The organism is Cupriavidus sp. L7L, assembly GCF_004353535.1.
In the GTDB taxonomy this organism is placed as follows: domain Bacteria; phylum Pseudomonadota; class Gammaproteobacteria; order Burkholderiales; family Burkholderiaceae; genus Cupriavidus; species Cupriavidus oxalaticus_A.
Map to the genome: position 1 here is coordinate 258,543 of NZ_SMNY01000010.1, position 26,206 is coordinate 284,748.

At 68.9% G+C, this 26,206-nt stretch carries 30 protein-coding genes; 13 read left to right on the forward strand and 17 right to left on the reverse strand.

Going from position 1 to position 26,206, the window contains the following annotated elements; translation table 11 throughout:
• Positions 1 to 13: 13 nt before the first annotated feature.
• Complete coding sequence (locus E1J61_RS12890; RefSeq protein WP_240745817.1) at positions 14 to 793, reverse strand: acyl carrier protein; 780 nt, start codon at positions 791 to 793, stop codon at positions 14 to 16.
• A gap of 279 nt (positions 794 to 1,072) precedes the next feature.
• On the opposite strand from E1J61_RS12890, the gene E1J61_RS12895 reads away from it, so the two are divergent.
• Entirely contained in the window at positions 1,073 to 1,333 is a 261-nt protein-coding gene (locus E1J61_RS12895; protein ID WP_133094443.1) for a phosphopantetheine-binding protein, read from the forward strand.
• A gap of 28 nt (positions 1,334 to 1,361) precedes the next feature.
• The gene (locus E1J61_RS12900) at positions 1,362 to 2,192 is read left to right on the forward strand and encodes a glycosyltransferase family 2 protein (protein ID WP_133094444.1); all 831 of its coding nucleotides are present in this window, start codon (positions 1,362 to 1,364) and stop codon (positions 2,190 to 2,192) included.
• A gap of 133 nt (positions 2,193 to 2,325) precedes the next feature.
• Here the strand turns inward: E1J61_RS12900 and E1J61_RS12905 are convergent, their stop codons facing one another.
• The 3 genes from E1J61_RS12905 to E1J61_RS12915 all read right to left on the reverse strand — a co-directional run bounded on the left by E1J61_RS12905 (position 2,326) and on the right by E1J61_RS12915 (position 4,773).
• Entirely contained in the window at positions 2,326 to 2,502 is a 177-nt protein-coding gene (locus E1J61_RS12905; RefSeq protein WP_029046952.1) for a glycine zipper 2TM domain-containing protein, read from the reverse strand.
• Between the two features lie 144 nt (positions 2,503 to 2,646).
• The gene (locus E1J61_RS12910; RefSeq protein ID WP_256376131.1) at positions 2,647 to 3,546 is read right to left on the reverse strand and encodes an NAD(P)-dependent oxidoreductase; all 900 of its coding nucleotides are present in this window, start codon (positions 3,544 to 3,546) and stop codon (positions 2,647 to 2,649) included.
• Between the two features lie 192 nt (positions 3,547 to 3,738).
• Complete coding sequence (locus tag E1J61_RS12915) at positions 3,739 to 4,773, reverse strand: tripartite tricarboxylate transporter substrate binding protein (RefSeq protein WP_133094446.1); 1,035 nt, start codon at positions 4,771 to 4,773, stop codon at positions 3,739 to 3,741.
• A 258-nt stretch (positions 4,774 to 5,031) separates the two neighbouring features.
• Here E1J61_RS12915 and E1J61_RS12920 point away from each other — a divergent pair, with 258 nt between their 5' ends.
• From E1J61_RS12920 to E1J61_RS37395, 3 genes are all read left to right on the forward strand, one after another.
• Positions 5,032 to 6,786, forward strand: a complete 1,755-nt coding sequence (locus tag E1J61_RS12920; RefSeq protein WP_133094447.1) for an IlvD/Edd family dehydratase — start codon at positions 5,032 to 5,034, stop codon at positions 6,784 to 6,786.
• 3 nt (positions 6,787 to 6,789) lie between these two features.
• The gene (locus tag E1J61_RS12925) at positions 6,790 to 7,461 is read left to right on the forward strand and encodes a GntR family transcriptional regulator (RefSeq protein ID WP_133094448.1); all 672 of its coding nucleotides are present in this window, start codon (positions 6,790 to 6,792) and stop codon (positions 7,459 to 7,461) included.
• Between the two features lie 166 nt (positions 7,462 to 7,627).
• Positions 7,628 to 7,798 carry a hypothetical protein gene (locus E1J61_RS37395; RefSeq protein WP_165971468.1) on the forward strand — a complete coding sequence of 57 codons (171 nt, stop codon included), beginning with the start codon at positions 7,628 to 7,630 and terminating at the stop codon, positions 7,796 to 7,798.
• A 152-nt stretch (positions 7,799 to 7,950) separates the two neighbouring features.
• On the opposite strand, the gene E1J61_RS37400 is transcribed toward E1J61_RS37395, so the two are convergent.
• Positions 7,951 to 8,103: a hypothetical protein gene (locus E1J61_RS37400; RefSeq protein WP_165971469.1), complete on the reverse strand. Its 153-nt coding sequence runs from the start codon at positions 8,101 to 8,103 to the stop codon at positions 7,951 to 7,953.
• Positions 8,100 to 9,038, reverse strand: coding sequence for a LysR family transcriptional regulator (locus tag E1J61_RS12930; RefSeq protein ID WP_133094449.1), 939 nt, complete (start codon positions 9,036 to 9,038; stop codon positions 8,100 to 8,102). The genes E1J61_RS37400 and E1J61_RS12930 overlap by 4 nt, the downstream gene beginning before the upstream one ends.
• Before the next feature lie 214 nt (positions 9,039 to 9,252).
• Between E1J61_RS12930 and E1J61_RS12935 the strand changes: the two genes are divergently transcribed.
• Together E1J61_RS12935 and E1J61_RS12940 are read left to right on the forward strand one after the other, a co-directional pair.
• A complete protein-coding gene (locus E1J61_RS12935; RefSeq protein WP_133094450.1) occupies positions 9,253 to 10,230 on the forward strand; it encodes a 3-hydroxyacyl-CoA dehydrogenase family protein in 978 nt (325 codons plus the stop codon).
• Entirely contained in the window at positions 10,227 to 11,114 is an 888-nt protein-coding gene (locus E1J61_RS12940; RefSeq protein WP_133094451.1) for a 3-keto-5-aminohexanoate cleavage protein, read from the forward strand. The genes E1J61_RS12935 and E1J61_RS12940 overlap by 4 nt, the downstream gene beginning before the upstream one ends.
• A gap of 60 nt (positions 11,115 to 11,174) precedes the next feature.
• Here the strand turns inward: E1J61_RS12940 and E1J61_RS12945 are convergent, their stop codons facing one another.
• Positions 11,175 to 11,450, reverse strand: a complete 276-nt coding sequence (locus E1J61_RS12945; RefSeq protein WP_133094452.1) for a hydroxyquinol 1,2-dioxygenase — start codon at positions 11,448 to 11,450, stop codon at positions 11,175 to 11,177.
• A 292-nt stretch (positions 11,451 to 11,742) separates the two neighbouring features.
• Here E1J61_RS12945 and E1J61_RS12950 point away from each other — a divergent pair, with 292 nt between their 5' ends.
• The gene (locus E1J61_RS12950; protein ID WP_133094453.1) at positions 11,743 to 12,057 is read left to right on the forward strand and encodes an H-NS family nucleoid-associated regulatory protein; all 315 of its coding nucleotides are present in this window, start codon (positions 11,743 to 11,745) and stop codon (positions 12,055 to 12,057) included.
• Between the two features lie 77 nt (positions 12,058 to 12,134).
• On the opposite strand, the gene E1J61_RS12955 is transcribed toward E1J61_RS12950, so the two are convergent.
• Positions 12,135 to 12,581, reverse strand: a complete 447-nt coding sequence (locus E1J61_RS12955) for a hypothetical protein (RefSeq protein WP_133094454.1) — start codon at positions 12,579 to 12,581, stop codon at positions 12,135 to 12,137.
• 214 nt (positions 12,582 to 12,795) lie between these two features.
• Here E1J61_RS12955 and E1J61_RS12960 point away from each other — a divergent pair, with 214 nt between their 5' ends.
• From E1J61_RS12960 to E1J61_RS12970, 3 genes are all read left to right on the forward strand, one after another.
• Complete coding sequence (locus E1J61_RS12960) at positions 12,796 to 13,497, forward strand: heavy metal response regulator transcription factor (protein WP_133094455.1); 702 nt, start codon at positions 12,796 to 12,798, stop codon at positions 13,495 to 13,497.
• Complete coding sequence (locus E1J61_RS12965; RefSeq protein ID WP_133094456.1) at positions 13,494 to 14,945, forward strand: heavy metal sensor histidine kinase; 1,452 nt, start codon at positions 13,494 to 13,496, stop codon at positions 14,943 to 14,945. The genes E1J61_RS12960 and E1J61_RS12965 overlap by 4 nt, the downstream gene beginning before the upstream one ends.
• A gap of 129 nt (positions 14,946 to 15,074) precedes the next feature.
• Entirely contained in the window at positions 15,075 to 15,485 is a 411-nt protein-coding gene (locus tag E1J61_RS12970) for a VOC family protein (RefSeq protein ID WP_133094457.1), read from the forward strand.
• 94 nt (positions 15,486 to 15,579) lie between these two features.
• Here E1J61_RS12970 and E1J61_RS38635 read toward each other — a convergent pair whose 3' ends face one another.
• Positions 15,580 to 15,711: a hypothetical protein gene (locus tag E1J61_RS38635; RefSeq protein ID WP_256376129.1), complete on the reverse strand. Its 132-nt coding sequence runs from the start codon at positions 15,709 to 15,711 to the stop codon at positions 15,580 to 15,582.
• Positions 15,712 to 15,807: 96 nt separating this feature from the next.
• Here E1J61_RS38635 and E1J61_RS12975 point away from each other — a divergent pair, with 96 nt between their 5' ends.
• The gene (locus E1J61_RS12975; protein WP_243736846.1) at positions 15,808 to 17,958 is read left to right on the forward strand and encodes a heavy metal translocating P-type ATPase; all 2,151 of its coding nucleotides are present in this window, start codon (positions 15,808 to 15,810) and stop codon (positions 17,956 to 17,958) included.
• 72 nt (positions 17,959 to 18,030) lie between these two features.
• On the opposite strand, the gene E1J61_RS12980 is transcribed toward E1J61_RS12975, so the two are convergent.
• From E1J61_RS12980 to E1J61_RS13010, 7 genes are all read right to left on the reverse strand, one after another.
• Positions 18,031 to 18,936 (reverse strand): polysaccharide deacetylase family protein, encoded by a 906-nt coding sequence (locus tag E1J61_RS12980; RefSeq protein WP_133094459.1) that lies wholly within the window; start codon positions 18,934 to 18,936, stop codon positions 18,031 to 18,033.
• A gap of 13 nt (positions 18,937 to 18,949) precedes the next feature.
• A complete protein-coding gene (locus E1J61_RS12985; protein WP_133094460.1) occupies positions 18,950 to 20,002 on the reverse strand; it encodes a bifunctional UDP-4-keto-pentose/UDP-xylose synthase in 1,053 nt (350 codons plus the stop codon).
• The gene (locus E1J61_RS12990) at positions 19,999 to 20,928 is read right to left on the reverse strand and encodes a formyltransferase (protein WP_133094735.1); all 930 of its coding nucleotides are present in this window, start codon (positions 20,926 to 20,928) and stop codon (positions 19,999 to 20,001) included. Before E1J61_RS12990 ends, E1J61_RS12985 begins: the two co-directional genes overlap by 4 nt.
• Positions 20,928 to 21,923 (reverse strand): glycosyltransferase, encoded by a 996-nt coding sequence (locus E1J61_RS12995; RefSeq protein WP_133094461.1) that lies wholly within the window; start codon positions 21,921 to 21,923, stop codon positions 20,928 to 20,930. Before E1J61_RS12995 ends, E1J61_RS12990 begins: the two co-directional genes overlap by 1 nt.
• On the reverse strand, positions 21,902 to 23,074 hold the full coding sequence (locus tag E1J61_RS13000) for a DegT/DnrJ/EryC1/StrS aminotransferase family protein (protein ID WP_133094462.1): 1,173 nt from the start codon (positions 23,072 to 23,074) through the stop codon (positions 21,902 to 21,904). Before E1J61_RS13000 ends, E1J61_RS12995 begins: the two co-directional genes overlap by 22 nt.
• Before the next feature lie 88 nt (positions 23,075 to 23,162).
• Entirely contained in the window at positions 23,163 to 23,534 is a 372-nt protein-coding gene (locus tag E1J61_RS13005; RefSeq protein WP_133094463.1) for an EamA family transporter, read from the reverse strand.
• Between the two features lie 19 nt (positions 23,535 to 23,553).
• The gene (locus E1J61_RS13010; protein ID WP_133094464.1) at positions 23,554 to 25,293 is read right to left on the reverse strand and encodes a glycosyltransferase family 39 protein; all 1,740 of its coding nucleotides are present in this window, start codon (positions 25,291 to 25,293) and stop codon (positions 23,554 to 23,556) included.
• On the opposite strand from E1J61_RS13010, the gene E1J61_RS13015 reads away from it, so the two are divergent.
• Entirely contained in the window at positions 25,292 to 25,507 is a 216-nt protein-coding gene (locus tag E1J61_RS13015; protein ID WP_133094465.1) for a hypothetical protein, read from the forward strand. The genes E1J61_RS13010 and E1J61_RS13015 overlap by 2 nt on opposite strands.
• Positions 25,508 to 25,577: 70 nt before the next feature.
• Here E1J61_RS13015 and E1J61_RS13020 read toward each other — a convergent pair whose 3' ends face one another.
• Positions 25,578 to 26,141: an HdeD family acid-resistance protein gene (locus E1J61_RS13020; RefSeq protein WP_133094466.1), complete on the reverse strand. Its 564-nt coding sequence runs from the start codon at positions 26,139 to 26,141 to the stop codon at positions 25,578 to 25,580.
• Between the last annotated feature and the right edge of the window lie 65 nt (positions 26,142 to 26,206).

The window sequence follows — 26,206 nt, forward strand, 5'->3', positions numbered from 1 at the left end:
GATGCGGCGCGCGTCAGCGCGGCATGGCGGTGGCGGCCGGCGTCACTGCGCGCGCGGCCCGGGCTGCCCGGGCAGCCATCACGGCGCGGTAACCGTGCACCGCATCGAGCAGGCCTCCGTGGCGCATGCCAGGGAAGGCGATGCGGCGGCATGCCGCTTCGGCAGCGAACATCGCGGCGATCAGCAAAGGGGTGGCGAGGTTGGCGAAGTTCGACCACGCCGCCACTGGAGCCAGCACGAACAGCAGCGTGGAGGCGCCGGCCACGGCCGCGAAGAACAGGGTCCAGGCCTGCGTCACGCGCCGCGCATAGCGGGCGTGCGCCGGCGTCAGCTCGCCATGGAGGGCCGTGGCGATCTGTGCGCACAGCGGGGTGTGGCCGTCGCGCAAGGTCAGGCCGAACATCACGCCAAGCGCCACGTTGACGCCGGCGTGCTGCAACAGGTATGTCCAGCCAAAATGGTGCGACAGCGGCACTCGCCAGAGCCAGAGCGCCACGCATGCCGCGACCAGTGCGAACAGTGCCGGCTTGCGTCCGGCGGTGCGCAGCACGGCCAGGAAACCGAGCGCCAGGAACGGGAGGATCCCCAGGAGCAATGCGACGACTTCTGCTCCCGGCCGATGCGCGGCATAATGCAGCGCGCATTCATAGATCACGAACCCGGCGACCCCGACGAGCCATCCACGGCCGCCGCCGATGGCCGAGGCGTGCGGCGTACTCGCGGATTCGACCCGTGCGTCCTGGACGGGCCGGGCACGGGCGGGGAGGGAAGACGATTGGCTCGAGGACATCATTTGTGTCGTTATCATGTGTAGCAAGCGGCGCTTCAGGCTGAGGCCGAAAACCGGCGAAATCCAAAGTCCGCGAGTGTGCGCCAGACTGCGAAGCGAACGCTTTATACCTTAAAAGACCCCCTACGCGGTGCCAGGATTCCCCAAAGCCCTGTTGATGTTGTTACCAAACTTCTCTCGGCTAGCCCGCCATCGGGGCCTTTGGTAGCATCGGCTGGCCCCCACGGCGCGCCGGGACGATCCGGACCGGCTGCGTGCCGCGGCGGCCCCCTCTGCTTCAACATGACCGAACTTGAAACCGAACTCGCCCGCCTGATCATCGACGAACTCGACATCGCAGACCTGCGACTGGAAGAGGTCACCGCCGACACGCCGCTGTACGGCGAAGGCTTCGGGCTGGACTCCATCGACATCCTGGAGATTGCCCTGCTGGTGTCGCGCAAGTACGGGGTCGAACTGCGTTCGGACAACCCCGACAACAAGACCATTTTCGCGTCGCTCGGCAGCCTTGCCGGCTACGTCGCGGCGCAGCGCGCCAGCTAACCCCGCCACCCGGGAACCGGAGCGCGACATGCCCCAGCATGCCACGCCACTCCCTGCGCCCGCGCCGGGCGCCGACGCAGCGCACCGTTCCCACCTGGTGCTGATCCCCAGCTACAACCCCGGCACCCGCCTGCACGGCGTGCTGCAGGCGGCGCGCGCGGCGTGGGCGCCGGTATGGGTCGTGGTCGACGGCAGCACCGATGGCAGCGAACGCTGGCTGCGGGCCGAAGCCGCCACCGACCCGGCGCTGCGCGTGCTGACGCTGCCCACCAACCAGGGCAAGGGCGCTGCTGTGCTGCACGGCATCGAAGCCGCGGCGGCCGAGGGCTTCACCCATGTGCTGGTCATGGATTCGGACGGCCAGCATCCGGCCCACCTGATTGCGGAGTTCATGGCCCTGTCGCAGCGCGAGCCGGACGCGATGGTGCTGGGCCGGCCGGTTTTCGACGCCAGCGCGCCCCGCGAACGGGTCTACTGGCGGCGCATGTCCAATTTCTGGGCCGATGTCGAGACCCTCTGGGCCGGGATCGGCGATTCCCTCTATGGCTTCCGCGTCTACCCGATCGCGCCGCTGCGCGCGGTGATGCGCGAGACGCGCTGGATGCGGCGCTTCGATTTCGATCCCGAAGCGGCGGTCCGCCTGTGCTGGCGCGGTGTGCGCCCCATCAATGTGGCGGCACCGGTGCGCTACTTTGCACGGGGCGAAGGCGGTGTCTCGCACTTCCGCTACCTGCGTGACAACCTGCTGCTGACCGGGATGCACCTGCGGCTGCTGGCGGGTTGCGCGGTGCGGCTGCCGGTGCTGCTGTGGCGGCGCTTGCGCCTTGCCGGCAAGGCGGCGCCCCGGCATCTGCGCTGAGCACGGCCGCCGGCCAATGGCCAAAGCAAAGAAGGCCGCGCAATGCGGCCTTCCTGCCTTTCCGTTCCTGCGCGTGTCCGATCAGCGATCCGCGCGAAACTGGCGACTATTACTTGGCCAGTTACTTGCCCAGTTATTTGCCCAGTTCGTGCCCGATCACGCCGCCAACCACGGCACCGCCGATGGTACCGGCCGTGCTGCCGTCGGTCAGTTCATGGCCGGCCACGCCGCCGGCCACTGCGCCCGCTGCGGTACAACCAGCCAGCGCCATGCTTGCGCCTATCAGGAGTGCGCCTGCGAGTTTCCACATGATGGGTCTCCTGCATCATTGCCGGGCTGGCCCGGGTGGACCGGCCCATGCGTCCAGCTTAGGCACGGTTCGGCCGGCGGCCTTTCAGGCACGCGCCGAAATCGCTGTAGGAATCGGACGACGGGAGGTAGTGCTGGCGCTACCTCAGGCGTCCTTCGCGTGCTGGCGCAGGCGCTTGATCAGCGACGAGGTGTCGGCGCGGCCGCATCCCATCTGCTGCAGATCGGCATAGAACTGGTCGACCAGCGCCGTCACCGGCAGCGCGGCGCCGTTGCGGCGCGACTCGTCCAGGCACAGGCCCAGGTCCTTGCGCATCCAGTCCACCGCGAAGCCGAAATCGAACTTGTTGTCGATCATGGTGGGGCCGCGGTTTTCCAGCTGCCAGGAGCCGGCGGCGCCCTTGCTGATGACATCCAGCACCAGCCGCATGTCCAGCCCGGCGCGCTCGCCGAAGGCGATGGCCTCTGACAGGCCCTGGATCAGGCCGGCAATGCTGATCTGGTTGACCATCTTGGCCAGTTGCCCGGCGCCGGCCTCGCCGATGCGGGTCACCGCGCGGGCATAGGCGGCGATGACCGGCTCGGCGCGCGCGTAGACGTCGGCATCGCCGCCGCACATGATGGTCAGGATGCCTTTTTCCGCGCCGACTTCGCCGCCCGAGACCGGGCCGTCGACAAAGTGCAGGCCGCGCTCGCCGGCCGCGGCATAGAGCTCGCGCGCGACATTGGCGCTGGCCGTGGTGTGGTCGACGAAAATGCAGCCGCTCGGCGCGCCGAAGAAGGCGCCATCGGGGCCGGTCAGCACCGCGCGCAGGTCGTCGTCATTGCCGACGCAGGAGCACACCACCTGTGCGTCGCGCACCGCCAGTGCCGGCGTCGCTGCCGCCTTGCCGCCGAACTGCCCGACCCAGGCCTGCGCCCTGGCGGCGGTGCGGTTGTAGACCGTGACCTCGTGCCCTTTGGCGGCGAGGTGGCCGGCCATGTGGAAACCCATGACGCCCAGGCCGAGAAATGCGACACGCATGCTGCTGCTCCGTTGCTTGATCTGTTTGTGGAATCGGTGAGGCGCCGGCTAGGGCCGCGCCCGGCCCCAGAGTATACGGGCGGGAGCAGGCGGGGCACAGATACAGCAGGGCGGAATGCGGGGCATAACAGAGTGACGAGGGAGTCATTCATACCCATGTCACTGCTAACCCGGAAAAACCCATGTCCTGGGTATTCGGACTGCATCCGATGACTACTCCGGCTTCACCCCCGCCTCCCGGATCACCGTATTCCACTTGCCGACCTCGGCCTTGATCCGCGCACTCGCCTGCGCCGGCGTCGTCCACGTGGCAATCGCCCCTTGCTTGAGCAGCGTGGCCTGGACTTCCGGCTCGGCCAGGATCTTCTTCAGGTCGCCGCTGAGCCGGTCGATCACCGGCGCCGGCGTGCCCGCCGGAGCGACGATGCCGAACATCGAGCTGACTTCGAAGTCTTTCAGTCCGGCTTCGGTGGCGGTCGGCACGTCGGGCAGCGCACTGACGCGCTCGGACGAGGCCACCGCCAGGGCGCGGATCTTGCCGGTCTTGACGTAGGCCTGGGCCGCGGGAACGGTCTCGACCATGCTCAGCACCTGACCGCCGATCAGGTCGGTCATGGCCGGGCCGCTGCCCTTGTATGGCACGTGCAGCATCTCCACGCCGGCCATGCGCTTGAACATCTCGCCGGCCAGGTGCTGCGGAGAACCGTTGCCGGCCGAGGCGAAGGTGATGGCGCCGGGCCTGGATTTTGCCAGCGAGACCAGTTGCGGCAGGCTGCTGGCGCTGACCGACGGATTGACCACGAACACCAGCGGCACGGTGCCGACGATCGACACCGGCGCGAAGCTCTTCTCCAGGTCGTAAGGCACGCGGCTCTTGTACAGCGCGGCGTTGATGGCGTGGCTGGTGAGCGCGCCCAGCAGCAGGGTATAGCCGTCGGCGGGCGACTTGGCGACCAGCTCGGCGCCGATATTGCCCGCGGCGCCGGCGCGGTTGTCGACCACCACCTGCTGGCCGAGCGTGGTGGACAGGCGCTGGGCCAGCGTGCGGCCGATCACGTCGGTGGCGCCGCCGGGCGGGTAGGGCACGACCAGCCGGATCGGCTTGGCGGGATAGGCGTCCGCGGCCATGCCCCAAGCCGGGGCGAGCAGCATGCCGGCAAATGCGAGAGAAGCGACCAGGATGGAGCGGCGAGGGGTGCGGCGCGCCGCTGTGGTGGCGCGGGCGGCCGTGGGCGAAATGCCAGGCATGTGGGTCTCCTGTGCCGGGAAATCGTTGGAATGGGAATGGATCGGCGGGCGGCGGGTGGCCGCCGGCGGATGACGCCCGGCTCGTTATCGGGGCCAAGTGTAGGCCGGGCCGCTTGATTGATGAATCCGTATTTTTCTATCGACTGATCTATGGATTGAATCAATTCCTGCGGTGCGATGCCGGGCTTGCGCTACGCCAGCCTTGGCCGCTAAGCTTCCGGCCATCGATTATCAATAATTTCATCGGAGATAGCCCTCATGTCCGCCAACGACCCCAGCAAGCCCGACGCCACCCGACCGCAAGGCCTGGCCAAGGGCCTGACCAACTACGGCGACACCGGCTTCTCGCTGTTCCTGCGCAAGGCCTTTATCAAGGGCGCCGGCTATACCGACGACGCGCTGTCGCGGCCGGTGATCGGCATCGTCAACACTGGCAGCAGCTACAACCCCTGCCACGGCAACGCGCCGCAGCTGATCGACGCGGTCCGGCGCGGCGTGATGCTGGCCGGCGGCCTGCCGGTGGATTTCCCGACCATCTCGGTGCACGAGAGCTTTTCCGCGCCGACCAGCATGTACCTGCGCAACCTGATGTCGATGGACACCGAGGAAATGATCCGCGCGCAGCCCATGGACGCGGTAGTGCTGATCGGCGGCTGCGACAAGACCGTGCCGGCGCAGTTGATGGGCGCGGCCTCGGCCGGGGTGCCGGCGATCCAGCTGGTAACCGGCTCGATGCTCACCGGCGCGCATCGTGGCGAGCGCGTGGGCGCCTGCACTGACTGCCGCCGCTATTGGGGCCGCTATCGTGCCGAAGAGATCGATGCCGCCGAGATCGCCGACGTCAACAACCAGCTGGTGGCCAGCGTCGGCACCTGTTCGGTGATGGGCACGGCCAGCACCATGGCGTGCGTGACCGAGGCGCTTGGCATGATGGTGGCCGGCGGTGCCTCGGCGCCCGCGGTGACGGCCGACCGCATCCGCGTGGCCGAGCGCACCGGCACCACGGCGGTGGCGATGGCCAAGGCGCGCCTGACGCCGGACCGCATCCTGACCGGCAAGGCTTTCGAGAACGCACTGCGCGTGCTGCTGGCGATCGGCGGCTCGACCAACGGCATCGTGCACCTGACCGCCATTGCCGGCCGCCTCGGCATCGATATCGACCTGGCGGGCCTGGACCGCATGAGCCGCGAGACGCCGGTGCTGGTCGACCTCAAGCCCTCCGGCCAGCACTACATGGAGGACTTCCACAAGGCCGGCGGCATGGCCACGCTGCTGCGCGAGCTGCGCCCGCTGCTACACCTGGACACGCTGACCGTGTCCGGCCGCACGCTTGGCGAAGAGCTTGACGCCGCGCCGCCGCCGTTCGAGCAGGACGTGATCCGCAGAGCGGCCGACCCGATCTACCCGGCCGGCGGCCTGGCCGTGCTGCGCGGCAACCTGGCACCGGGCGGCGCCATCATCAAGCAGTCCGCCGCCGATCCGGTGCTGATGGAGCACGAGGGCCGCGCCGTGGTATTCGAGAACGCCGAGGACATGGCGCTGCGCATCGACGACGAAGCGCTCGACGTCAATGCCGACGATATCCTGGTGCTCAAGCGCATCGGGCCCACCGGCGCGCCCGGCATGCCCGAAGCGGGCTACATGCCGATCCCGCGCAAGCTGGCGCGCGCCGGGGTCAAGGACATGGTGCGCATCTCGGACGGCCGCATGAGCGGCACCGCGGCAGGCACCATCGTGCTGCACGTGACGCCCGAAGCGGCCATCGGCGGTCCGCTGGCGCTGGTGCGCAGCGGCGACCGCATCCGCCTGTCGGTGCGCGAGCGCGACCTGACGCTGCTGGTCGACGACGCCGAACTGGCCCGCCGCGCCGCGGCGCAGCCGGTGGAGCGCCCGCGCGCCGAGCGCGGCTACCGCAAGCTGTTCCTCGAGACCGTGACGCAGGCCGACCAGGGCGTCGACTTCGGCTTCCTGCGCGCGACGCAGACCGTCGATACCGTGCCGCACCAGCGCTGAGCCATGCCGGACATCACCCCACAGTCCGAAGCCGGCGCCATGCGGCAGGCCGTCGATACGCTGGAGGAGGACATCGTCTTCGGCCGCCTGCATCCGCGCGAGCGGCTGACCGAGGACGACCTGATGGCGCGCTTCGCCCTCAAGCGGCATGTGGTGCGGCAGGTGCTGGCGGGGCTGGAGGCGATCGGCGTGGTCGAGCGCAAGCGCAATGTCGGCGCGGTGGTGCGCGCGTTCTCCGCGCGCGAGGTGCTGGAACTGTACGCACTGCGCGAAGTGCTGGAATGCCATGCCGCCGCGCAGATCGACCTGCCGGTGCCGCCGGCGCGGCTGGCGCCGCTGGCCGCGGTGCAGAAGCAGCATGACGCCGCCGTGGCCGCGGGCGATGCGCGCGCGGTGTTCCGCATCAACCAGGCCTTTCACCGCGAGCTGTTCGCGCTGACCGGCAATGCCGTGCTGCAGCAGGCCATCGGCGACTATGCGCGCCGCACCCACCCGATCCGGTTCGGCACGCTGGCGGCCGCGGCCTATCGCGAGCGCGCTCGGCAGGAGCACTGGGCCATGATCGAGGCGCTGCAGCAGGGCAACCGCGAGGCGCTGGTGGAACTGTGCCGCCGCCACCTGCTGCCGTCGCGCGATGCCTATCTCGCCGCGGCGCAGGCCCGGGGCGCTGCCTGAACCCTGCGGACAGCCCCGGCGGGCAGCATTGCGGCCACCGCCCTGTGGCAGCGGCATCACAGCGAAGTCAGAACCCGCCTACGCCGCCGTCCGCCATCGTCCTATCCCTTGCGCGCGTGACGCTGCCTACATTGGAAGCAGCGTCACCACCGCAAGGAGCCGATTCATGTCATTCGCGCTATACATCATTGGCTTGCTGGTCCTGGTCGGCGGCATCGCCTGGGCGATGTCAACGGCCGGCCTCGCGACCGTTTATATCGGCATTGCCTGCCTGATCGTGCTCGGCGTCGGCATCATGATGGCCGTCTCGCGCACGCGTACCAAAGACCCTTCCTGAAGCCTGCGGGCCCGGCTCCGTGCCGGGCCTGTCCTGACGGCGGCGGCAGATCGGCAGCTCGAAGCGATCGGCCAGCGCGCGCGCCAGCGGCCGGTCGCGAGCCCGGCTCGATGCCGTGCGGGTAATGGTGCGCGGCATCGCGAGCTCCCACATCATGCGCAGGTGGCGCCAGTTCGGCGGGTTCGGGCGCGTCGGCCCGAGCGCGCTGGCCATAAGGCCGGCGCAGACCACCGCGACCCCTGCACCACCGCGACGATGGCCGGCAGCGCGCCGGCCAGGATCAGGATATCGACGATGATGCTCATGCGCTGGCCTCCATGGCGCCGGCGCCGGCAGCGGCGGGATGCGCCAGCTGCGCGCGCACCGCCGCGGCAAGTTCGGCGGCGGCGGGGGACAGCGAGCGGTTGCGCGAGGTCACCAGCCCGATCGAGCGCTCGGTCACTGGCGCGGTCAGCAACCGCTCGACGATGCCGGCCTGGCGCACCGTGCCGGCCGCAATCTCTGGCAGCGCCGCCACGCCGAAGCCGCATTCGACCATGGCCGCGATGGTGGCCAGGTGCTCGGCCTCGAACACCGGCTGGAAGCGGATCTTGTTCTGCAGGAAGGCCCATTCGGCGTACTGGCGCACGCTGCTGGGATGCGTCATCGATACGTGCGGCGCGGTGGCGGTATCGGCCCAGCGCAACGGGCCGCTGCTGCGCGCCAGCGGGTGCGCCGAGGGGATCAGCAGCACGAAGCGGTCGGACAGCAGCGGCTCGTAATGCAGGTCGGCCTGCTGCGGATCGGCCGCCGTCAGCGCAAAGTCCACCTCGCCCGCGCGCACCAGGTCGAAGGCCGGGCCGGACAGCGTGTCGATCACCTTCAGCGCCACTTCCGGGCGCGCCCGGTGGTAGGCCATCAGCACGCGCGGCAGCATGCGCGCCGCCAGCGACGGCAGCGCCGCCACGGCCACCTGGCCGCGCTCGGCGCTGGCAATGCCGGTAACGGCGTCGATGGCGCCGCGGAAGGCGGCCTGCAGCAGCGCGGCCTGCTGCATAAAGACCTGGCCCGCGGCGGTAAGGCGCACGGTGCGGGTGGTGCGGTCGAACAGGCGCACGCCGAGCGATTCCTCGATGCGCAGGATCTGCGTGGACAGGGCGGACTGGGACAGGTGCAGCTGGGTGGCGGCCTGGCGGTAATTGAGCGTGCGGCCGAGCACCAGCGTGGTCTCGATGTCCCGCATCGACAGGTTGATTTTCATGGTCAGGCAGTGGCGGGCGCGGTGTGCGCCGCGGAGAACATGAGAGGCACGAGCGGTCGGATCGTGCGATTGATCTGATTTGTGAATCATTTTATCCAGAGAATCGACTTCATCAATCAAAGCGAGTTCTCTACACTGCCGGGATTCCGTTGCCCGGCGCGCCACTGCGGCCCCCGGGGCGGCACCAATCCCGCAGGACTTCCCCGGAGAACCTATGCCGAACCCGACCGAAGCGGTCACTGCCAGCCCACTGGGCCGTCCCGGCGCCGCCCATGCGGTGGTGGTGGGCGGCGGCACCATGGGCGCCGACGTCGCCGTGGTGCTGACCCGCGCCCTGTGCCGCACCACCGTGATCGAGCCTGACGCCACGCGCGGCGCCGCGCTGCCCGGGCGGGTGTGCGACAACCTGGCCGCCATCGGCCGCGCCGACGGCGCCGCATGCCTGTCCGTGGCCGCCACGCTGGACCAGGTGGAATGGGCCGCCGTCGACCTGGTGATCGAATGCATCCCCGAGCGCCTGGAACTCAAGCAGCAATTGTTTGCCGACCTGGTCCGGCGCGCGCGGGCGGACACGGTGCTCGCCAGCAACAGCTCCAGCTTCCCGATCAGCGCGATCGGCGCCGGGCTGGAGTCGCGCGAGCGCATGCTGGGCCTGCATTTCTTCATGCCGGCGCACCTGGTGCCGCTGGTCGAAGTGGTGATGGGCGAAGACAGCGACGAAGGCCGCGCCGACGCGCTGATCGCGTTCATGCGCCGCTGCGCGATGGTGCCGGTGAAAGTGCGCAAGGACCTGCCCGGCTTCCTTGCGAACCGGCTGCAGCACGCGCTGTCGCGCGAGGCCTTCAGCCTGATCGACCGCGGCATTGCCTCGCCCGAGGACGTGGATGCGGCGGTGCGCTTCGGCTTCGGCTTCCGCTTCCTGGCGGCGGGCCCGGTGCTGCAGCGCGACCATGCCGGCATCGACGTGCACGCCGCCGCCGGCGCCACCATGTACCCGAGCTTCTGCAACGACGACCATCCCGCGCGCTGCCTGGCCGAGCGCGCCGCCGACGGCCGCCACGGCATGAAGCGCGGCGAGGGCTTCTATGTCTGGAGCCCCGCAGCCATTGCCGCCGAGCGCGCGCGCTACGACCGCCTGCTGCGCGCCGGCCTCGACCTGATCGCTCCTGAATTGCCCGAGATCCAGCCATGACCCAAGCCAATCCGTCTGCCTCGACACAAGCCGCCGCGGCCCGCGCGGCGCTTGCCGATTCCCCGCTGATCGTCACGGTCGCGCCCAACGGCGCCTACAAGCAGGCTGCCGACCACCCCGCGGTGCCGCTGACCGCCGCGGCGCTGGCACAGGAAGCGCGCGCCTGCCTCGATGCCGGCGCCGCCATGATGCATATGCACGTGCGCGATGCGCAGGGCCGCCATTCGCTCGACGCGCAGGCCTACCGCGACGCGCTGGCCGCCGTGAAGCAGGCCGTCGGCGATTCGCTGCTGGTGCAGGTGACCAGCGAAGCCGCCGGCGTGTACAAGGCCCCCGCGCAGATGGCGATGGTGCGCGAGTTGCGGCCCGAAGCCGTGTCGGTGGGTTTGCGCGAGGTGGCCGTGCCGGAGATCCCGGAAAGCGAGCTGGCCGCGTTCTTCGCCTGGCTGGCGCGCGAACGCGTGATGACGCAGGTCATCCTGTACGACGCGGCCGACGTGCGCCGCTGGCATGCGCTGCGCGCGCGCGGACTGGTGCCGGCGGGTGCGTGGTCGCTGCTGTATGTGCTGGGGCGCTATTCGGCGGGGCAGGTCTCGTCGCCGCACGACCTGCTGCCGTTCCTGCAGGTGGCCGCGGAAAGCGACGATGCGCTGCCGTGGGCGATCTGCGCCTTTGGCCGCGAAGAGAATGCCTGCGTGACCGCGGCCGCCGCGTTCGGCGGCCATGTGCGGGTGGGCTTCGAGAACAACCTGCTGCTGCGCGACGGCAGCCGCGCGCCCGGCAACGCCGCGCTGGTGGCGCATGCCGTGCAGGGCGGACTCACGCTGGGCCGGCCGATCGCCGACGCCGCGGATGCGCGCCGGATCTACGGCGCGGTGCGCTGATGCGGTCCCGCGTGCGCGCCGTGGTGGGCACAATGGTGGCCGCGCGGCGGGCGGCCGAGGTCAGGCGCCGTCACTGAAGCTGTCGCGCGGACCGTTCGGGTTGTGTGCGCCGTCGGTGAAGGTGCTGCGGGTGCCGGTGGCGGTGTGTGCGCCATCGGTAAAGCTGCTGCGGGTACCGGTGGCCGTATGCGCACCGTCGGTGAACGAGCTGCGCGTGCCGGTGACGCTGCGCGCGCCGTCGCTGAACGGATCGACGCTGCGCGGTGCTGCCTGTGCGGTGCCGACCGCGGCCGCAACCAGTGCGGTGGCGACAAAGACTTGCCTGAGTGCTTGCATGGATGCTTCTCCGTAAGAGTGCCAGCCCGGTACGGGTGGCGGTAGAGAGAAGTCTAGGCACTGGCCATCCACGCCAGCATGACGCCGACATGACATTGCCGTCATGCAGCATTTGCCCTGCGCGGCAAGCGCACGGCAAATGCAAGGGAATGCAAGGAAATGCGCCGCGCCGTCGCGCGCAAACGCCGGCAGCACCGGCAAAGGCTGTAGAATCATGGCTATCCGACCGGCCTGCGGTTCCATCGCCGGTCCTCATTGCCCGCGGAAATGCAGCGGGCCTCTCACGATAGTCATGTCCGAGTCTGATTCAGCCAAACTCGCTGCGGTGGCGTGGATCCACGAGCAAATGGACCGTCATGCGCTGACGCTTGACGACCTGGTCGCCGCAGGATGCTTCGACCAGGTCCCGGCGCGCGCTGTGGAACCCTCACGCAAGGCCGCGCCCGAGGCCGGCGCCGATGTTGCCAGCGCCAAATCCAATGGCGCACCGCGTCCGCTCTACCGCAATGCCCTGGGGCAAAGCTGGGACGGCGAGGGCGAATACCCCGACTGGCTGCAGCGCGCGGTCAATGCGGGGCAATCGATCGAGTTCTTCCGCGTCGAATAAGCCGCACGCGCAGCGCCAGCGGCTTGCGGCAATAAGCGGGTAGCAGTCAGGAACGCCGCCAGGCGCGGCGTTGCGCTTCAGCAGCGCGAGGCAAAAGGCAGCAGGTCGGGCAGCAGGTCGTTGAATACCGCCGGTGTCGCCATCGGGGCCGCATGCGCCCAGTGGGCCATCACCTCGGGCGGCAGTTCCGGCAGTTCGCCCGCGGCGGCGGCAGGTTGGCCCGGCAGCGTTGCGGTGTCGTCGTCCGACGGCTGCGGCGACCCGTCCTGCAGTTGCAGCGGCACGCCTTGTCCGCCGGGTTCCACCATGACCTGCACGGCGGCGCCGCGGCAGCTGCCTTCGCTGCCGCCACCCAGTGCGGCTTCGGCTTCCATCTTGGCCGCTGCGTGCCGTTCCGGCAGCGACAGCCCCGCGGCCTGCACCGCGCTGCATACGGTCGTCACGGCCGCCAGGGCACCGGATACCGGCGCGAGCAGTGCAAGCGACAGCAGCAGGGAGTTCGACAGGCGCGGCAGGCGTTTCATCAAGGCGGGCGAAGGCTAAGCGGACAGGTAATCGAAATCGCGCGGAGCGCGGGGGGAACCATCGGCCGGGCCGGCGGTCCCGCGCATTTTACTGGCATTTCCCCGCAGAAAGCCGTCTTTGCCATGACATTTCTGAAATCTTTGCCCATTTCCGGCCATCCTCGGCTAGCGTTACGCCATGGCGGCACTGGTGCCGCCGGAAAGTGACTGACACATGCGTATCCTGATTGTCGAGGACGAACCCAAGGCGGGCGACTACCTGCTCAAGGGCCTCACCGAATCCGGCTTCGTGGTGGACCTGGCGCGCGACGGTGTCGACGGCCTGGCCCACGCGCGCGAGCACCCCTACGACCTGATCGTGCTGGACGTGATGCTGCCCAACCTTGACGGCTGGCAGGTGCTGCGCGAGCTGCGCCGCGAGCGCGACACGCCCGTGCTGTTCCTGACCGCGCGTGACGAGCTGTCGGACCGCCTCAAGGGCCTGGAGCTTGGCGCCGACGACTACATGGTCAAGCCGTTCGCCTTCGCGGAGCTGGTGCTGCGCATCCGCACCATCCTGCGCCGCGGGCCGCTGCGCGAGAGCGAATTCATCGAAGTGGCCGACCTGCAGATCGATGCCATCCGCCGTCGCGTGGTGCGCGCCGGCCAGAAGATCGACCTGACCTCCAAGGAGTTTGCGCTGCTGTACCTGCTGGCGCGCCGCCGCGGCGAGGTGCTGTCGCGCTCGCTGATCGCGTCGCAGGTGTGGGACGTCAACTTCGACAGCAACACCAATGTGGTCGACGTATCGATCCGGCGCCTGCGCGCCAAGGTCGACGACCCGTTTGCGCGCAAGCTGATCCATACCCGGCGCGGCATGGGCTATGTGCTGGATGACGGCGAAGACAGCGATGGCTTCGGGCCCGGCGCGGCATGATGCGGCTGCCGTCGTCCCTGACCACGCGGCTGGCGCTGGCGTACGGACTGGCCACGGCCGCGATCCTGGTCAGCGTGGCAGCCTACCTGTCCAGCGCGCTGTCGGCGCAGCTGGAGGGCCGCGACGAGAGCGAACTGGTCGGCGAAGTGCTGCTGGTGCGCCACCTGCTGCGCGAAGTGCGCAGCGAGGCTGAGATCCGCGCCGATACGCACCGGTTCGCCGATATCGCCATGGGCCATGAGGGGCTGATCCTGGTGGTGCGCTCGCGCCAGGGCGAGCCGCTGGTCACGCTCAATCCGCGCAACGAGTCCGTGCCGCCGCTGCGCGTGCTGCCGGCCGGCATGCAGCCGGAGAAAGACATGCTGCAGACCTGGTATCCGCGCAACGGCGTGCCTTCGCGCGGCATTGCCGCGCTCGGCCAGCTCGGGGATTCCGACAAGGCCGTCGAGATCGTGGTGCTGCGCGATGCCGGCTACCGCGTGGCGCTGATCCGCGAATACCGCTACCGGCTGCTGTGGGCGACGCTGTGCGGCGCGGCCGCGGCGGCCGGGCTCGGTTTCGTGCTGGCGCGGCGCGGTCTGCAGCCGCTGCGGCGCATGGCAACCGACGCGGCCGCGGTGACCACCAGCCGGCTTGCCACGCGGCTCGATGTGGGCAGTGCGCCCGCCGAGCTGCGCGAACTGGCGGCCGCGCTCAACGACATGCTGGCGCGGCTGCAGGACAGCTTCTCGCGGCTGTCCGAGTTCTCGGCCGACCTGGCGCACGATTTCCGCACCCCGATCAGCAACCTGATCGGCCAGACCCAGGTAACGCTGGCGCAAAGCCGCGGCGCGGCGGAATACGAGGCGCTGCTCGAATCGAACCTGGAAGAATACGAACGGCTGGCGCGCATGATCGAGAACATGCTGTTCCTCGCGCGCGCCGACCATGCGCAGGTGGCGCTGGGCGTGCGCACGCTGGATGCGCGTGAAGAGCTCGACAAGATGGCCGAGTATTTCGAGGCGGTCGCGGCCGACCGCGACGTCACGCTGGCGGTTGGCGGACACGCGCTGGTGCAGGCCGACCAGGCGCTGCTGCGGCGCGCGGTCACCAACCTGCTCGACAACGCGCTGCGCCACGCGCCCGAGGGAACCACGGTGCGGCTGGATGCCACGCGCGTTCCCGCGCCGGGTGGGGCGGCCAACACCTGCATCCGCGTCAGCAACGCGGGACCGGCGATCCCGCCGGACACCCTGCCGCATATTTTCGGCCGCTTCTACCGCGCGGACCCGTCGCGCCGCAATTCGGCCACTTCGACCGGCCTCGGGCTGGCAATCGTCGACACCATCATGCGGCTGCACGGCGGCAGCGTGACCGTGCGCAGCGCCGACGGCGAAACGGTGTTCTCGCTGCAATTCCCGGCCGAAACCTCGGCCGCGGCGACGCAGGCTCCCGCCACGGTGGCCTGAAGCGATCGGCAGCGGACCGCTGCGCTTGCATGTGCCCGGCACGCGCGCATAATGGCGCGCGTGCCGGCAAGGCAACTCCGGCCGGCGCATCCACACGCAACCAGGATCACAACCCACAAGGAGAGTGACATGCAGGTGCAACCCTATCTGGATTTTGGCGGCCGCTTCGACGAAGCCGTGGCGTTCTACGGCAAGGTGCTGGGCGCGCAGGTGACATTCGCGATGCGCTACAAGGAGGCGCCGCCGGACCAGGGCATGCAGATCCCGGAAGACTGGAAGGACAAGGTGATGCACGCCAATATCCAGTTCGGCGAGACCCAGCTGATGGCGTCCGATGGCCGCCCGGGCGAGCGGCTGGCCTTCAGCGGCTTCAGCCTGTCGGTCGGCGCGGTCGGCAAGGAAGAGGGTGAGCGCATTTTCAACGGACTGGCCGAAGGCGGGCAGGTGGTGGTGCCGTACCAGAAGACGTTCTGGGCCGAAGGCTTCGGCATGCTGGTGGATCGCTTCGGCATGTCGTGGATGGTCAATTGCGAGCACTAAGGGTCCGCTTGAAGCCTGCTTGACTCTGTAGCCGCTACAGGGTCTTCAATGTCATCAGGTCAAACCACGCGAACAACAAGAGATGGCTCGCACGTCACCTGAAGACGCACTGCCCCGGGATCATGCCGGCCCGGGGCACGATCACTCCGGACGCCGCCATGAACATGGCCACGATCACGTCCATGATCACGGTCCTGGCCATGCTCATGGCCACAATCACGGGCATGCACATTCGCAGGCCGCCCCGGACGCCGCGGCGCCCTCTTGCTGTGGCGGTGGCTGCTCGTCAACGATTGCCCTGACGCCGGCCGCGCCCGTCGAGGTGCCGGCCGGAACCCGCACCGCCGCCTATCGCATCGACGCGATGGACTGCCCCACCGAGGAAACGCTGATCCGCAACAAGCTGGGCGATATGGCGGGCGTGGCGGCGCTGGAGTTCAACCTGATCCAGCGGGTGCTGACGCTCCACCATACGCTGCCGTCGCCGGAGCCGGTGGTCGCGGCCATCCGCAGCCTCGGCATGCAGGCGGTGCCGCTGGATGCCGAAGCCGCGCAGCAGGTCCTGCCCGAGACCACCGCACGCAAGCCGTGGTGGCCGCTGGCGCTGGCCGGCGTGGCCGCGGTCGGCGCGGAAGCGACCGAATGGCTGGCGCTCGGCCTGCCGTGGCTGCCGGCCGCGCTGGCGCTGGCGGCGGTGGCGCTGGGTGGCCTCACCACGTACCGCAAGGGCTGGATCGCGCTGCGCAACGGCAACCTGAATATCAATGCGTTGATGAGCATCGCCGTCACCGGCGCGCTGCTGCTGCGGCAATGGCCCGAAGCGGCGATGGTGATGGTGCTGTTCGCGCTGGCCGAGCGCATCGAGGCAGCGTCGCTCGACCGCGCCCGCAATGCCATCCGCGGGCTGATGGCGATGGCGCCGGAGCAGGCGACGGTGCGCCGCGACGACGGCAGCTGGAAAGCCGTGTCCGCGGCCAGCGTCGCCGTCGGCGCGCTGGTGCGGCTGCGCCCCGGCGAGCGCGTGGCGCTGGACGGCAAGGTCGTGCGCGGCCAGTCGGCGCTGGACCAGGCACCGATCACCGGTGAAAGCGTGCCGGTCGACAAGGCCGAAGGCGATCCGCTTTTCGCCGGCTCGATCAACCAGTCGGGCGAGCTGGAATACACCGTGACCGCGCCCGCCGGCGACTCCACGCTGGCGCGCATCATCCACGCTGTGGAAGCCGCGCAGGGCAGCCGCGCGCCGACGCAACGCTTCGTCGACCAGTTCGCGCGCATCTACACCCCCACCGTGTTCGCCATTGCCGTGGCGGTGGCGGTGGTGCCGCCGCTGCTGGCTGGCGGTGGCTGGGCCGACTGGATCTACAAGGCGCTGGTGCTGCTGGTGATCGCCTGCCCGTGCGCGCTGGTGATTTCCACGCCGGTGACCATCGTCAGCGGCCTGGCCGCGGCCGCGCGCCGGGGCATCCTGGTCAAGGGCGGGGTCTACCTGGAGCAGGGCCGGCACCTGGCCTGGGTGGCGCTGGACAAGACCGGCACGATCACGCACGGCAAGCCGGTGCAAACCGACCATGCGCTGCTGGCCGACGCGCCGCCGCAGGTGCGCGCCATTGCCGCCAGCCTGGCCGCGCGCTCGGACCACCCGGTGTCGCGCGCGGTGGCCGCCGCCGCGGCGGGCGAAGGCATTGCGACGCTGCCGGTGGACGATTTCGAGGCGCTCGCGGGGAGCGGCACGCGTGGCACGGTGCAGGGCGTGGAATACCGGCTTGGCAATCACCGGCTGGTGCATGACCTGGGCGCCTGCTCGCCGGCGCTGGAGGCACGCCTGGAAGCGATCGAGCGCGAAGGCAAGACCGTGGTGCTGCTGGTGCGCGTCGAAGGCAACGGCGCCGCGACCGCGCTGGCGCTCTTTGCGGTGGCCGACACGGTACGCCAGACCAGCCGGCAGGCGATCGCCGGACTGCATGCGCTGGGCGTGAAGACGCTGATGCTGTCGGGCGACAACCCGCATACCGTGCAGGCCATCGCGGCCGAGGTCGGCATCGACGAGGCGCGCGGCAACCAGTTGCCGCAGGACAAGGCCGACGGCATCGCCGCGCTGGCCGACGCCGCGCATGCGCGCGGCGGCCGCATCGGCATGGTCGGCGATGGCATCAACGATGCGCCGGCGCTGGCGCGCGCCGATATCGGCTTCGCCATGGGCGCGGCCGGCACCGACGCCGCCATCGAAACCGCCGACGTGGCGCTGATGGACGACGACCTGCGCAAGATTCCGGAGTTCGTCCGGCTGTCGCGCCGCACCTCGCGCATCCTGGTGCAGAACATCACGCTGGCGCTGGGCATCAAGGCGGTGTTCCTGGCGCTGACTGTGATGGGGATGGGGACGATGTGGATGGCGGTGTTCGCCGATATGGGGGCGAGCCTGCTGGTGGTGTTTAATGGGCTGCGCGTGGGGGCAGCCAGCCGCAGGGACTGAGTATTGCCACGGGTTTGCTCCCCTCCCGCTTGCGGGACAGGGGAGCCTGGTTCAGACGGCGTTGGCTGCGGCTCAGCGCGATAACACTTCGGGCTGCACAATCAATTCCCCGCTCCGCCCGGGAATCTCCCCCCACGTCACCGGCAACTGTGGCAGCCCGCTGCGCTCCAGCCCGCGATACCACGCCGCCATCGACACCAGCTCGTGCCCCTGCGCGCGCCATCCCGCCAGCAGCCGCTCGAACACCGGCGCCAGCTTGCCGCCTTCCAGCTCGGTATGCAGCGTAAAGACATGGTCGCCCGGGCCTTCGGTCAGCTTCAGCAGCGCAGTATGGACATTGTCTTCGGTCAGCCCGCCGGTGCCGATCAGTTCGTCCAGCGTCGGCAGCGTGGTCGGCATCTGCACGTGCCGGCACGGCACGCCGTCGATGGTGGGGATATAGGGCGCCGTGCCGCGCCCGTCCGACGCATAGGCCATGCCCCAGTCGTCGATCTGGCGGAACGCATCCTCGTTCATCTGCCAGCCCGCTGCGCCATGCGTCGCCGGCGGTTCGCCGAAGACCTCGGTGTAGCGCGCAAACGCCTGCTGCATCTGGCGCCGGGTCCAGGCTGCATCGCGCTCGCGCACGTTGTCCTGCCAGTAGACGTGGTCCCAGGTGTGGATGCCGCACTCGTGGCCGGCGGCGCGGGCCGCGCGCATTTCCGCGGCGCCCTTGCGCCCGATATCCGGGCCCGGCAGCAGCACGCCGTACATCAGCGTGCGCAAGCCATAGTTGGATACCACCGAGGTGCGCGACACCTTCTTCAGGAAGCCCGGCCGGAAGACGCGCCGCAGCGCCCAGCCGGTATGGTCAGGCCCGAGGCTGAACAGGAAGGTGGCCTGTGCCTGCGCGGCGTCCAGCATCGACAGCAGCTTCGGCACGCCTTCGCGCGTGCCGCGCAGCGTGTCGACGTCGACCTTCAGGGCAATGCGTGCCATCTGCGGTGCGCGCTCAGTTGGCCGAGTCGACCAGCGTGCGGGCCTCGACCACCTTGCAGCGATACGCCTCGAAGATGCGGCGCAGCGACTGCTCCATCGTGACCTCGGGCTTCCAGCCCAGCTCCTCGACGGTGTTGTCGATCTTCGGCACGCGGTGCTGCACGTCCTGGTAGCCCTTGCCGTAGAAGTCGCCCGACGAGGTTTCGACGATCTGCGTCTTGCGCGCTTCCTCGGCGTATTCGGGGTAGTCCGCGGCCATCTTCAGCATCATCTCGGCCAGCTCGCGCACCGAATGGATGTTGGCCGGATTGCCGATATTGAAGATCTTGCCGCTGGCGATGCCGCTCGGGTTCTCGATGATGCGCATCAGCGCGCCGATGCCGTCCGAGATATCGGCAAACGCGCGCTTCTGCGCGCCGCCGTCGACCAGCCTGATCGGCTCGCCGCGCACGATATGGCCGAGGAACTGCGTCACCACGCGTGACGAGCCTTCCTTCGACTCGAAGATCGAGTCCAGCCCCGCGCCGATCCAGTTGAAGGGGCGGAACAGCGTGTAGTTCAGCCCTTGCTCCATGCCGTAGGCGTGGATTACGCGGTCCATCAGTTGCTTGGAGCAGGCATAGATCCAGCGCGGCTTGTTGATCGGGCCGTAGACCAGCGGCGAGGCTTCCGGGTCGAACTCCTCGTCGCTGCACATGCCGTAGACCTCCGAGGTCGACGGGAACACCAGGTGCTTGCCGTACTTGACCGCGGCGCGCACGATCGGCAGGTTGGCCTCGAAATCCAGCTCGAACACGCGCAGCGGCTGGCGCACGTAGGTGGCCGGCGTGGCGATGGCGACCAGCGGCAGCACCACGTCGCACTTGCGGATGTTGTACTCGATCCACTCCTTGTTGATGGTGATGTCACCTTCGAAGAAGTGCATGCGCGGGTGATCGACGAGGTCGCCCAGGCGGTCCGTGTTCATGTCCATGCCGTAGACCTCCCACGGCGTGGTTTCCAGGATGCGGCGCGTCAGGTGATGGCCGATGAAGCCGTTGACGCCGAGAATCAGGACCTTTTTCATCGGTTTTCCTCGTTGGTTTGTTTTCTGAGAATCTGGGAAAAGGTATCGGGCGTGACCAGCGCCCCGTCATGCGCCAGCAATTCGGTCACGAGCACCACACCGCCATCGCCGCACAGGCCAAGCAGCCTGCCGTCCTGCACGTGCAGGCCGGGCGGCAAGCCGGCGGGTGCGCTGCCGGCCTGGAGGCGGCGCGCCCGCGCCACGATAAAGCGCTGTCCGGCCACCTCGGTGAATGCGCCGGGGTAGGGCGGCGCGACCGCGCGGATGAGGTTGTAGACGCTCGCAGCCGGCTGGCTCCAGTCGATGCGGCCGTCTTCCGGCCTGCGCCCGGAGAAATAGCTGCCTTCCGCAAGCCGGTTGGGCCGCTGCGGCGTCTGCCCGGCGATCATCGCCGGCAACGCGCGCCACAGGGTCTGTTCGGCGGCCACCGTGACCTTTTCGAAGACTTCGCCGGCGGTGTCGTCCGGCAGGATCGGCACGGCGGTCTGGTCGACGATATAGCCCGCATCCGGCCTCGCTTCCATTGCATGCAGCGTGGCGCCGGTTTCGGTCTCGCCGTGCAGCACCGCCCAGTTCACCGGCACGCGGCCGCGGTACTTCGGCAGCAGCGAGCCGTGCATGTTGAAGGCGCCGCCAGGAGCCAGCGCCAGCACTGCCGCCGGAATCATCGCGCGGTAGTAGAAGGAAAAGATCACGTCCGGGCGCGCGTCGCGCACTGCCTGCGCGATCGCGGGATCGGCAGGATCCTCGCCGTAGATAAAGGGAAGGCCCAGCTCCGCGGCGGTGTCCGCGACACGGCGGAACCAGATGTTCTCGTCGGGACGGTCGCGGTGCGTGATGACCAGCGCCACTTCCACGCCGCGCGCATGCAGCACGCGCAGGCAGCGGTCGCCGACATTGTGGTAGCCGAAGACGACAGCGCGCATCATGGCTCCCGGCCCTTGCGGCCCAGTGCGGCGTGCGCCGGGTCGGCCTTTTCCAGCACCGCCTGGATGCGGTAGCGCGGGCGGCCGCGCACTTCCTGGTAGATGCGGCCGACGTACTCGCCCAGCAGGCCCACGCCGAACAGCAGGATGCCGATCAGGAAGAAGTTCATGGCGAACAGCGTGAACACCCCCTGCACTTCCGAGCCGAGTACAAAGCGGCGCACCAGCAGCATCACGAACAGCACGCCGGAGAACAGCGACAGGATCGTGCCGATCGCCGAGAACCACTGCAGCGGCACGATCGAGAAGCCGGTCACCAGGTCGAAATTCAGGCGGATCAGCTGGTACAGCGAATATTTCGATTCACCCGCATGGCGCTGCTCGTGGCCGACCTCGATCTCGATGGGATTCGACGCGAAGGTGTAGGCCAGCGCGGGGATGAAGGTGTTGACCTCGCGGCACGCGTTGATGGTGTCGATCACGTTGCGGTCATAGGCGCGCAGCATGCAGCCCTGGTCCGTCATGCGGATCTTGGTGATGCGCTCGCGCAGCCGGTTCATCGCGCGCGACGCGTAGCGGCGGAATGCGGTGTCGTTGCGCTGGCGGCGGATGGTGCCGACGTAGTCATGGCCGGCGCGCATCGCTTCGACCAGGCGCGGGATTTCTTCCGGCGGGTTCTGCAGGTCGGCGTCGAGGGTGATCACGATCCTGCCGCGGGTATGCTCGAAGCCCGCCAGGATCGCCATATGCTGGCCGAAGTTGCCGTTGAACAGCACCACCCGGGTCACGTCCGGGCGCTTGTGGAACTGCGTGGCCAGCAGCGCCGCAGAGCGGTCGGTGCTGCCGTCGTTGATGAAGATGATCTCGTAAGAGTCGCCGAGGCCATCCAGCGCCGGATAGAGGCGGTCGAACAGGGCTTGCAGCCCGTCTTCTTCGTTGTAGACCGGAATGACTACCGAGACTTCGACCGGGCTCATGTGGAGAGACGTTTGCATGTTTCGCTGAGGGTTGCGCAGACCCGCTCGACGTCGGCGGCTTGCATCGCGGGGAACAGCGGCAGCGTGACGATGCCGCGCCCGATGCGTTCGGCATGCGGCAGCATGCCCTCGCGCCAGCCGAGCGAGCGGTAGTAGGTAAAAAGATGGATGGGCGGGTAGTGCACGCCGGTGCCGATGCCACGCTCGCGCAGGGCTTCCATGACCTGCCGGCGCGCCTGCGCCGGACCGCCCTGCAGGCGTTCGGTCGGCAGCACCACCTGGAACATGTGCCAGTTGGTGGTGGCGGCCTGGGCATCGAGCGGCTGCGGCAGCTCGATGCCCAGGCCGGCGAGGCCATGGTCGGCGGCGCAGCGGAAGTAGGCCTCGGCCAGTTCGGCGCGGCGTGCGGTAATGGTGTCGAGCTTTTCGAGCTGGGCCAGGCCGACGGCGGCATTGACGTCGGTCAGGTTGAACTTGCCGCCGGGTTCTTCCACGTCCATGCCGTCCATGCCGGTGCGGATCACGCCCTGCAGCCGCAGGCGCTCGGCGCGCACCGCTTCTTCCGGCGTGTTCATCACCAGGCAGCCGCCCTCGATGGTGGTGATGTTCTTGTTGGCCTGGAAGCTGAAGCTGACCAGGTCGCCGAACGCGCCGATGCGCTGGCCCCGCCAGCGCGAGTCGATCGCCTGGGCGGCGTCTTCGATTACGCGCAGGCCATGCTTCGATGCGATGGCGTAGAGGCGGTCCATGTCGACCGGCAGGCCCGACAGGTACACCGGCATGATCGCGCGCGTGCGCGGCGTGATGGCCGCCTCGACCGCGTCCAGGTCCAGGTTGCGCGTGCGCGGGTCGATGTCGACGAACACCGGGCGCGCGCCGACCGCGATCACCACGTTGGCGGTGGCGACCCAGGTGATCGGGGTAGTGATGACTTCATCGCCAGGGCCGATATCCGCAATGCGCAGCGCGATTTCCATCGTCGCCGAGCCGTTGGCGAAGGTGCGCACCGGGCGTCCGCCGAACAGGTCAGACAGCGCGGCCTCGAAGGCCTGCATCTTCGGCCCGGAGGTGATCCAGCCGGACGCCAGCACCCTGCCGACATCGGCAATGGCGGCGGCATCGATTTCAGGCCGGACAAAGGGCAGGAACTCGGAAGCGGGAGCAGTCATGGGCTAAAAAACGAAAAATCCGCGAAGAATCGGTTCCGGTCGGCAAGTCAGGCAGGCAAGTCCGGCCAGGCAAGCCAGGCCAGCCCGGTCAGGAACGGGCGATCAGGAAGACGCCAGCCAGTATCAGCAGGATGCCGGCCACGCGCAAGGGACCGATCATCTCGCCGAACAGCCACCAGGCGGCGAGCGCGTTGACCACGTAGCCGAGCGATAGCATCGGGTAGGCGACCGACACGTCCACGCGCGACAGCCCCACGATCCACACGCCGACGCTGACCACGTACAGCGTCAGGCCGGCCAGCACCGGCCATTGGGTCAGCACGCGCAGTGCCGTGACGAGCAGCGTGCCGCGATCCAGCGTGATCGCGCCGATGGTGTTGACGCCGGCCTTGAGCAGCAGTTGGGCGGCTGCGTTGAGCAGCACGCCGGTAACGATAAACAGGAAAGTCGAGAGCGTCATGGCGCCGGGTGGTGCAAAGTTACTGTCCTTGGGATGGCGCGTGCGGGCCTTCGCCCGGCAGGGCGAAGTTGGCGACCGCCACGCGCCGGCGATCGCCGCCGATCCGGTGCATCGGCACGCCGCGCGCCGCCAGCATCTTGTAGGTCTCGGGCATCATGATCGCCACGGCGCGCTGGCCGTCCTGCCAGCGCGAGATAAAGCCGTCGATGGTGGGGATCCACTTCTGCGGCTCCTGGCCGATGCCGAATTCCAGTTCGTCCTGATGCGCGACCATGATGGCAGTGCGGCGCAGGTAAAACGGCAGCGTATGGTCCAGCATGCCGACGCTGTACAGCGGCATCTGCGGCGTCAGCACTGCATTGATCGCCGGCGCCAGGTCCGCGCCGGAGGCGGGCCGCCCCATCGCCTCGTGGCCACGCAGCGCCACCGTGCAGCAGGCGAACATCGCCAGCGCGTACACCACAATGCTGGGAAATACGCCGCGCGTGCGCAGCAGCCGCCGCGCAGCGATGGCCCCGGCCAGCATGATGGCAAAGGCAATGGCGATCCACAGGGTGAATTCGCGGTACACGGCATTGGGCGTGCTTGGCTTGTCCAGCATGGCGACGAAGGGGCACGCCAGCAGCCCGATGACCGCCAGCGCAATCACGGCATTGACCTGCCAGTGCCACGCGCGTTCCGTGACCGTGTCCAGCGCCACGCCCGCCAGCAGCGCCAGCGCCGGGAAGATCGGCACGATATAGCCCGGCAGCTTGGAGCCGGACAGGCTGAAGAACACGAAGATCGCCGCGGCCCACAGCGCCGCCAGCAGCGCGGGCTGGAACGGCCGCGGCGTAGTGCCGCGCGCGACGCCGGCGCGCTCGCGCACCGCCTGCCACATCTGTGGCGCCAGCCCCAGCCAGGGCAGGAATCCGGCCAGCAGCAGCGGCACGAAGAACCAGATCTTGCCTTCGCGCTGGTGAACGTTCGAGGTGTAGCGCTGCCAGTGCTCGTGGATAAAGAAGAAATGCGGGAATTCAGGGTTGCGCACCGACACCAGCCAGAACCACGGCACGGTGACCGCGAGCAGCACCGCCATGCCGGCCAGCACATGGAGCCTGCGCCACAGGCCAAAATCGCGCGTGGCGACGGTATAGACCACCAGCACCAGGCCGGGCAGCGCCAGCCCGACCAGCCCCTTGACCAGCACCGCCACGCCCATGGCGGCCCAGCAAGCCAGCATCCAGTTGCGGCGCGCGGCGGGCGTGGCGTCCGGGTGCTGTGCGATCAGCATGCAGGCCAGCACGCACGCCATCGCTCCCGCCAGGGTCATGTCCAGCGAATTGAAATGCCCGGCGACATTCCACATCGGCGCCGCCACCAGCGCCAGCCCGGCCAGCAGCGCCACGCGCTGCCCATACCACCGCGCCGCGGCCAGCATGGTTGCGCCCAGGCCAAGCAGGCCGGACAACGCCACGCACAGGCGCGCCTGCCAGTCGCCGACGCCGAACAGCGTATAGGCCAGCGTGGTCACCCACAGGTGGAAGGGCGGCTTCTCGAAGTACTTGAGCTCGTGGTAGCGGATCGTCACCCAGTCGCCGGTGACAAACATCTCGCGAGCGATTTCGGCGTAGCGGCCCTCGTCCGAGCGCAGCAGGTGGCGCATGTCGAGCGTGCCGAACCAGACCAGCAGGATGGCGAGGCTGACCAGCACGACGGCACTGGTGGTGGTGGCACCTACTGACAGCCCGGCATACCGCGAGGTCGATGAACTACGCATGGAGCTCCTGGAAAAACGACGGATTGGGATGGTCTTGCGTGGGTGCACGACGACGGCAAGCCATCACAACGCATTGCGCGGTCCGTTGGTGGACAGCCGCTGGCGGCTTTTTCAGAACCAGCCGCAAGTCATGCGGGATGGCCGCGCCGATGCGGCTGCCAGGCGCATGGGAGGCCAGAGCCGCCGCGTGGGCACGCGCGGCGGGCAATGGTAGCACGGTGTCGGGGTGACTGGTCAGTCCCAAAGCCAGCGGCGGGCGGGCCGGTGGGCCCGCCGGATGGCGTTCAGGCCGCCTGCATGCCTGCCGCGGCAGGACGCGCGCGGCGCAGGCGGAACGCGACGCCGAGCAGCAGGACGCCGCACACGATGGCCCAGGCGCCGATCATCCACAGCACCGCCAGCGCCCCCGCCAGCGGCTGCCACAGCACCAGGAAGGCAAAGGCGATGCTGACCAGCCCGGTCAGGATCAGCCACCATTCGTTGGGAATCTCCTTGCGCAGCCGGATCGCCGCGACGATCTGCAGCACGCCGGTGGCCAGCGACCATACCGCGATGTAGACCAGCAGCGACAGCGCGGTGATGGCCGGGCTGAACCACGTCAGCGCGCCCACGCCGAGACCGAGCAGGCCCTGCAGCGCAAGGATCCAGCGGTCGCTGGTCTCGCGGTCCTTGCCGGAGATGGCCATGACCAGCGCCATCAGCCCGTCGGCCGCGGCAAACGCGCCGAACACGATCACCAGCGCGGCCAGCGTGGCGATCGGCGCGAAGAACGCGCAGACGCCGAATACCAGCGCAAACAGGCCGCGCAGGGCGACCACCCACCATAGTTTCGCGTAGTACTGAAGCATGGAACCTCCTCTGGGCCCGCGCGCGGGGGGCCGGTGCACGGAAACAGCCCGGCGATCGCGGACGG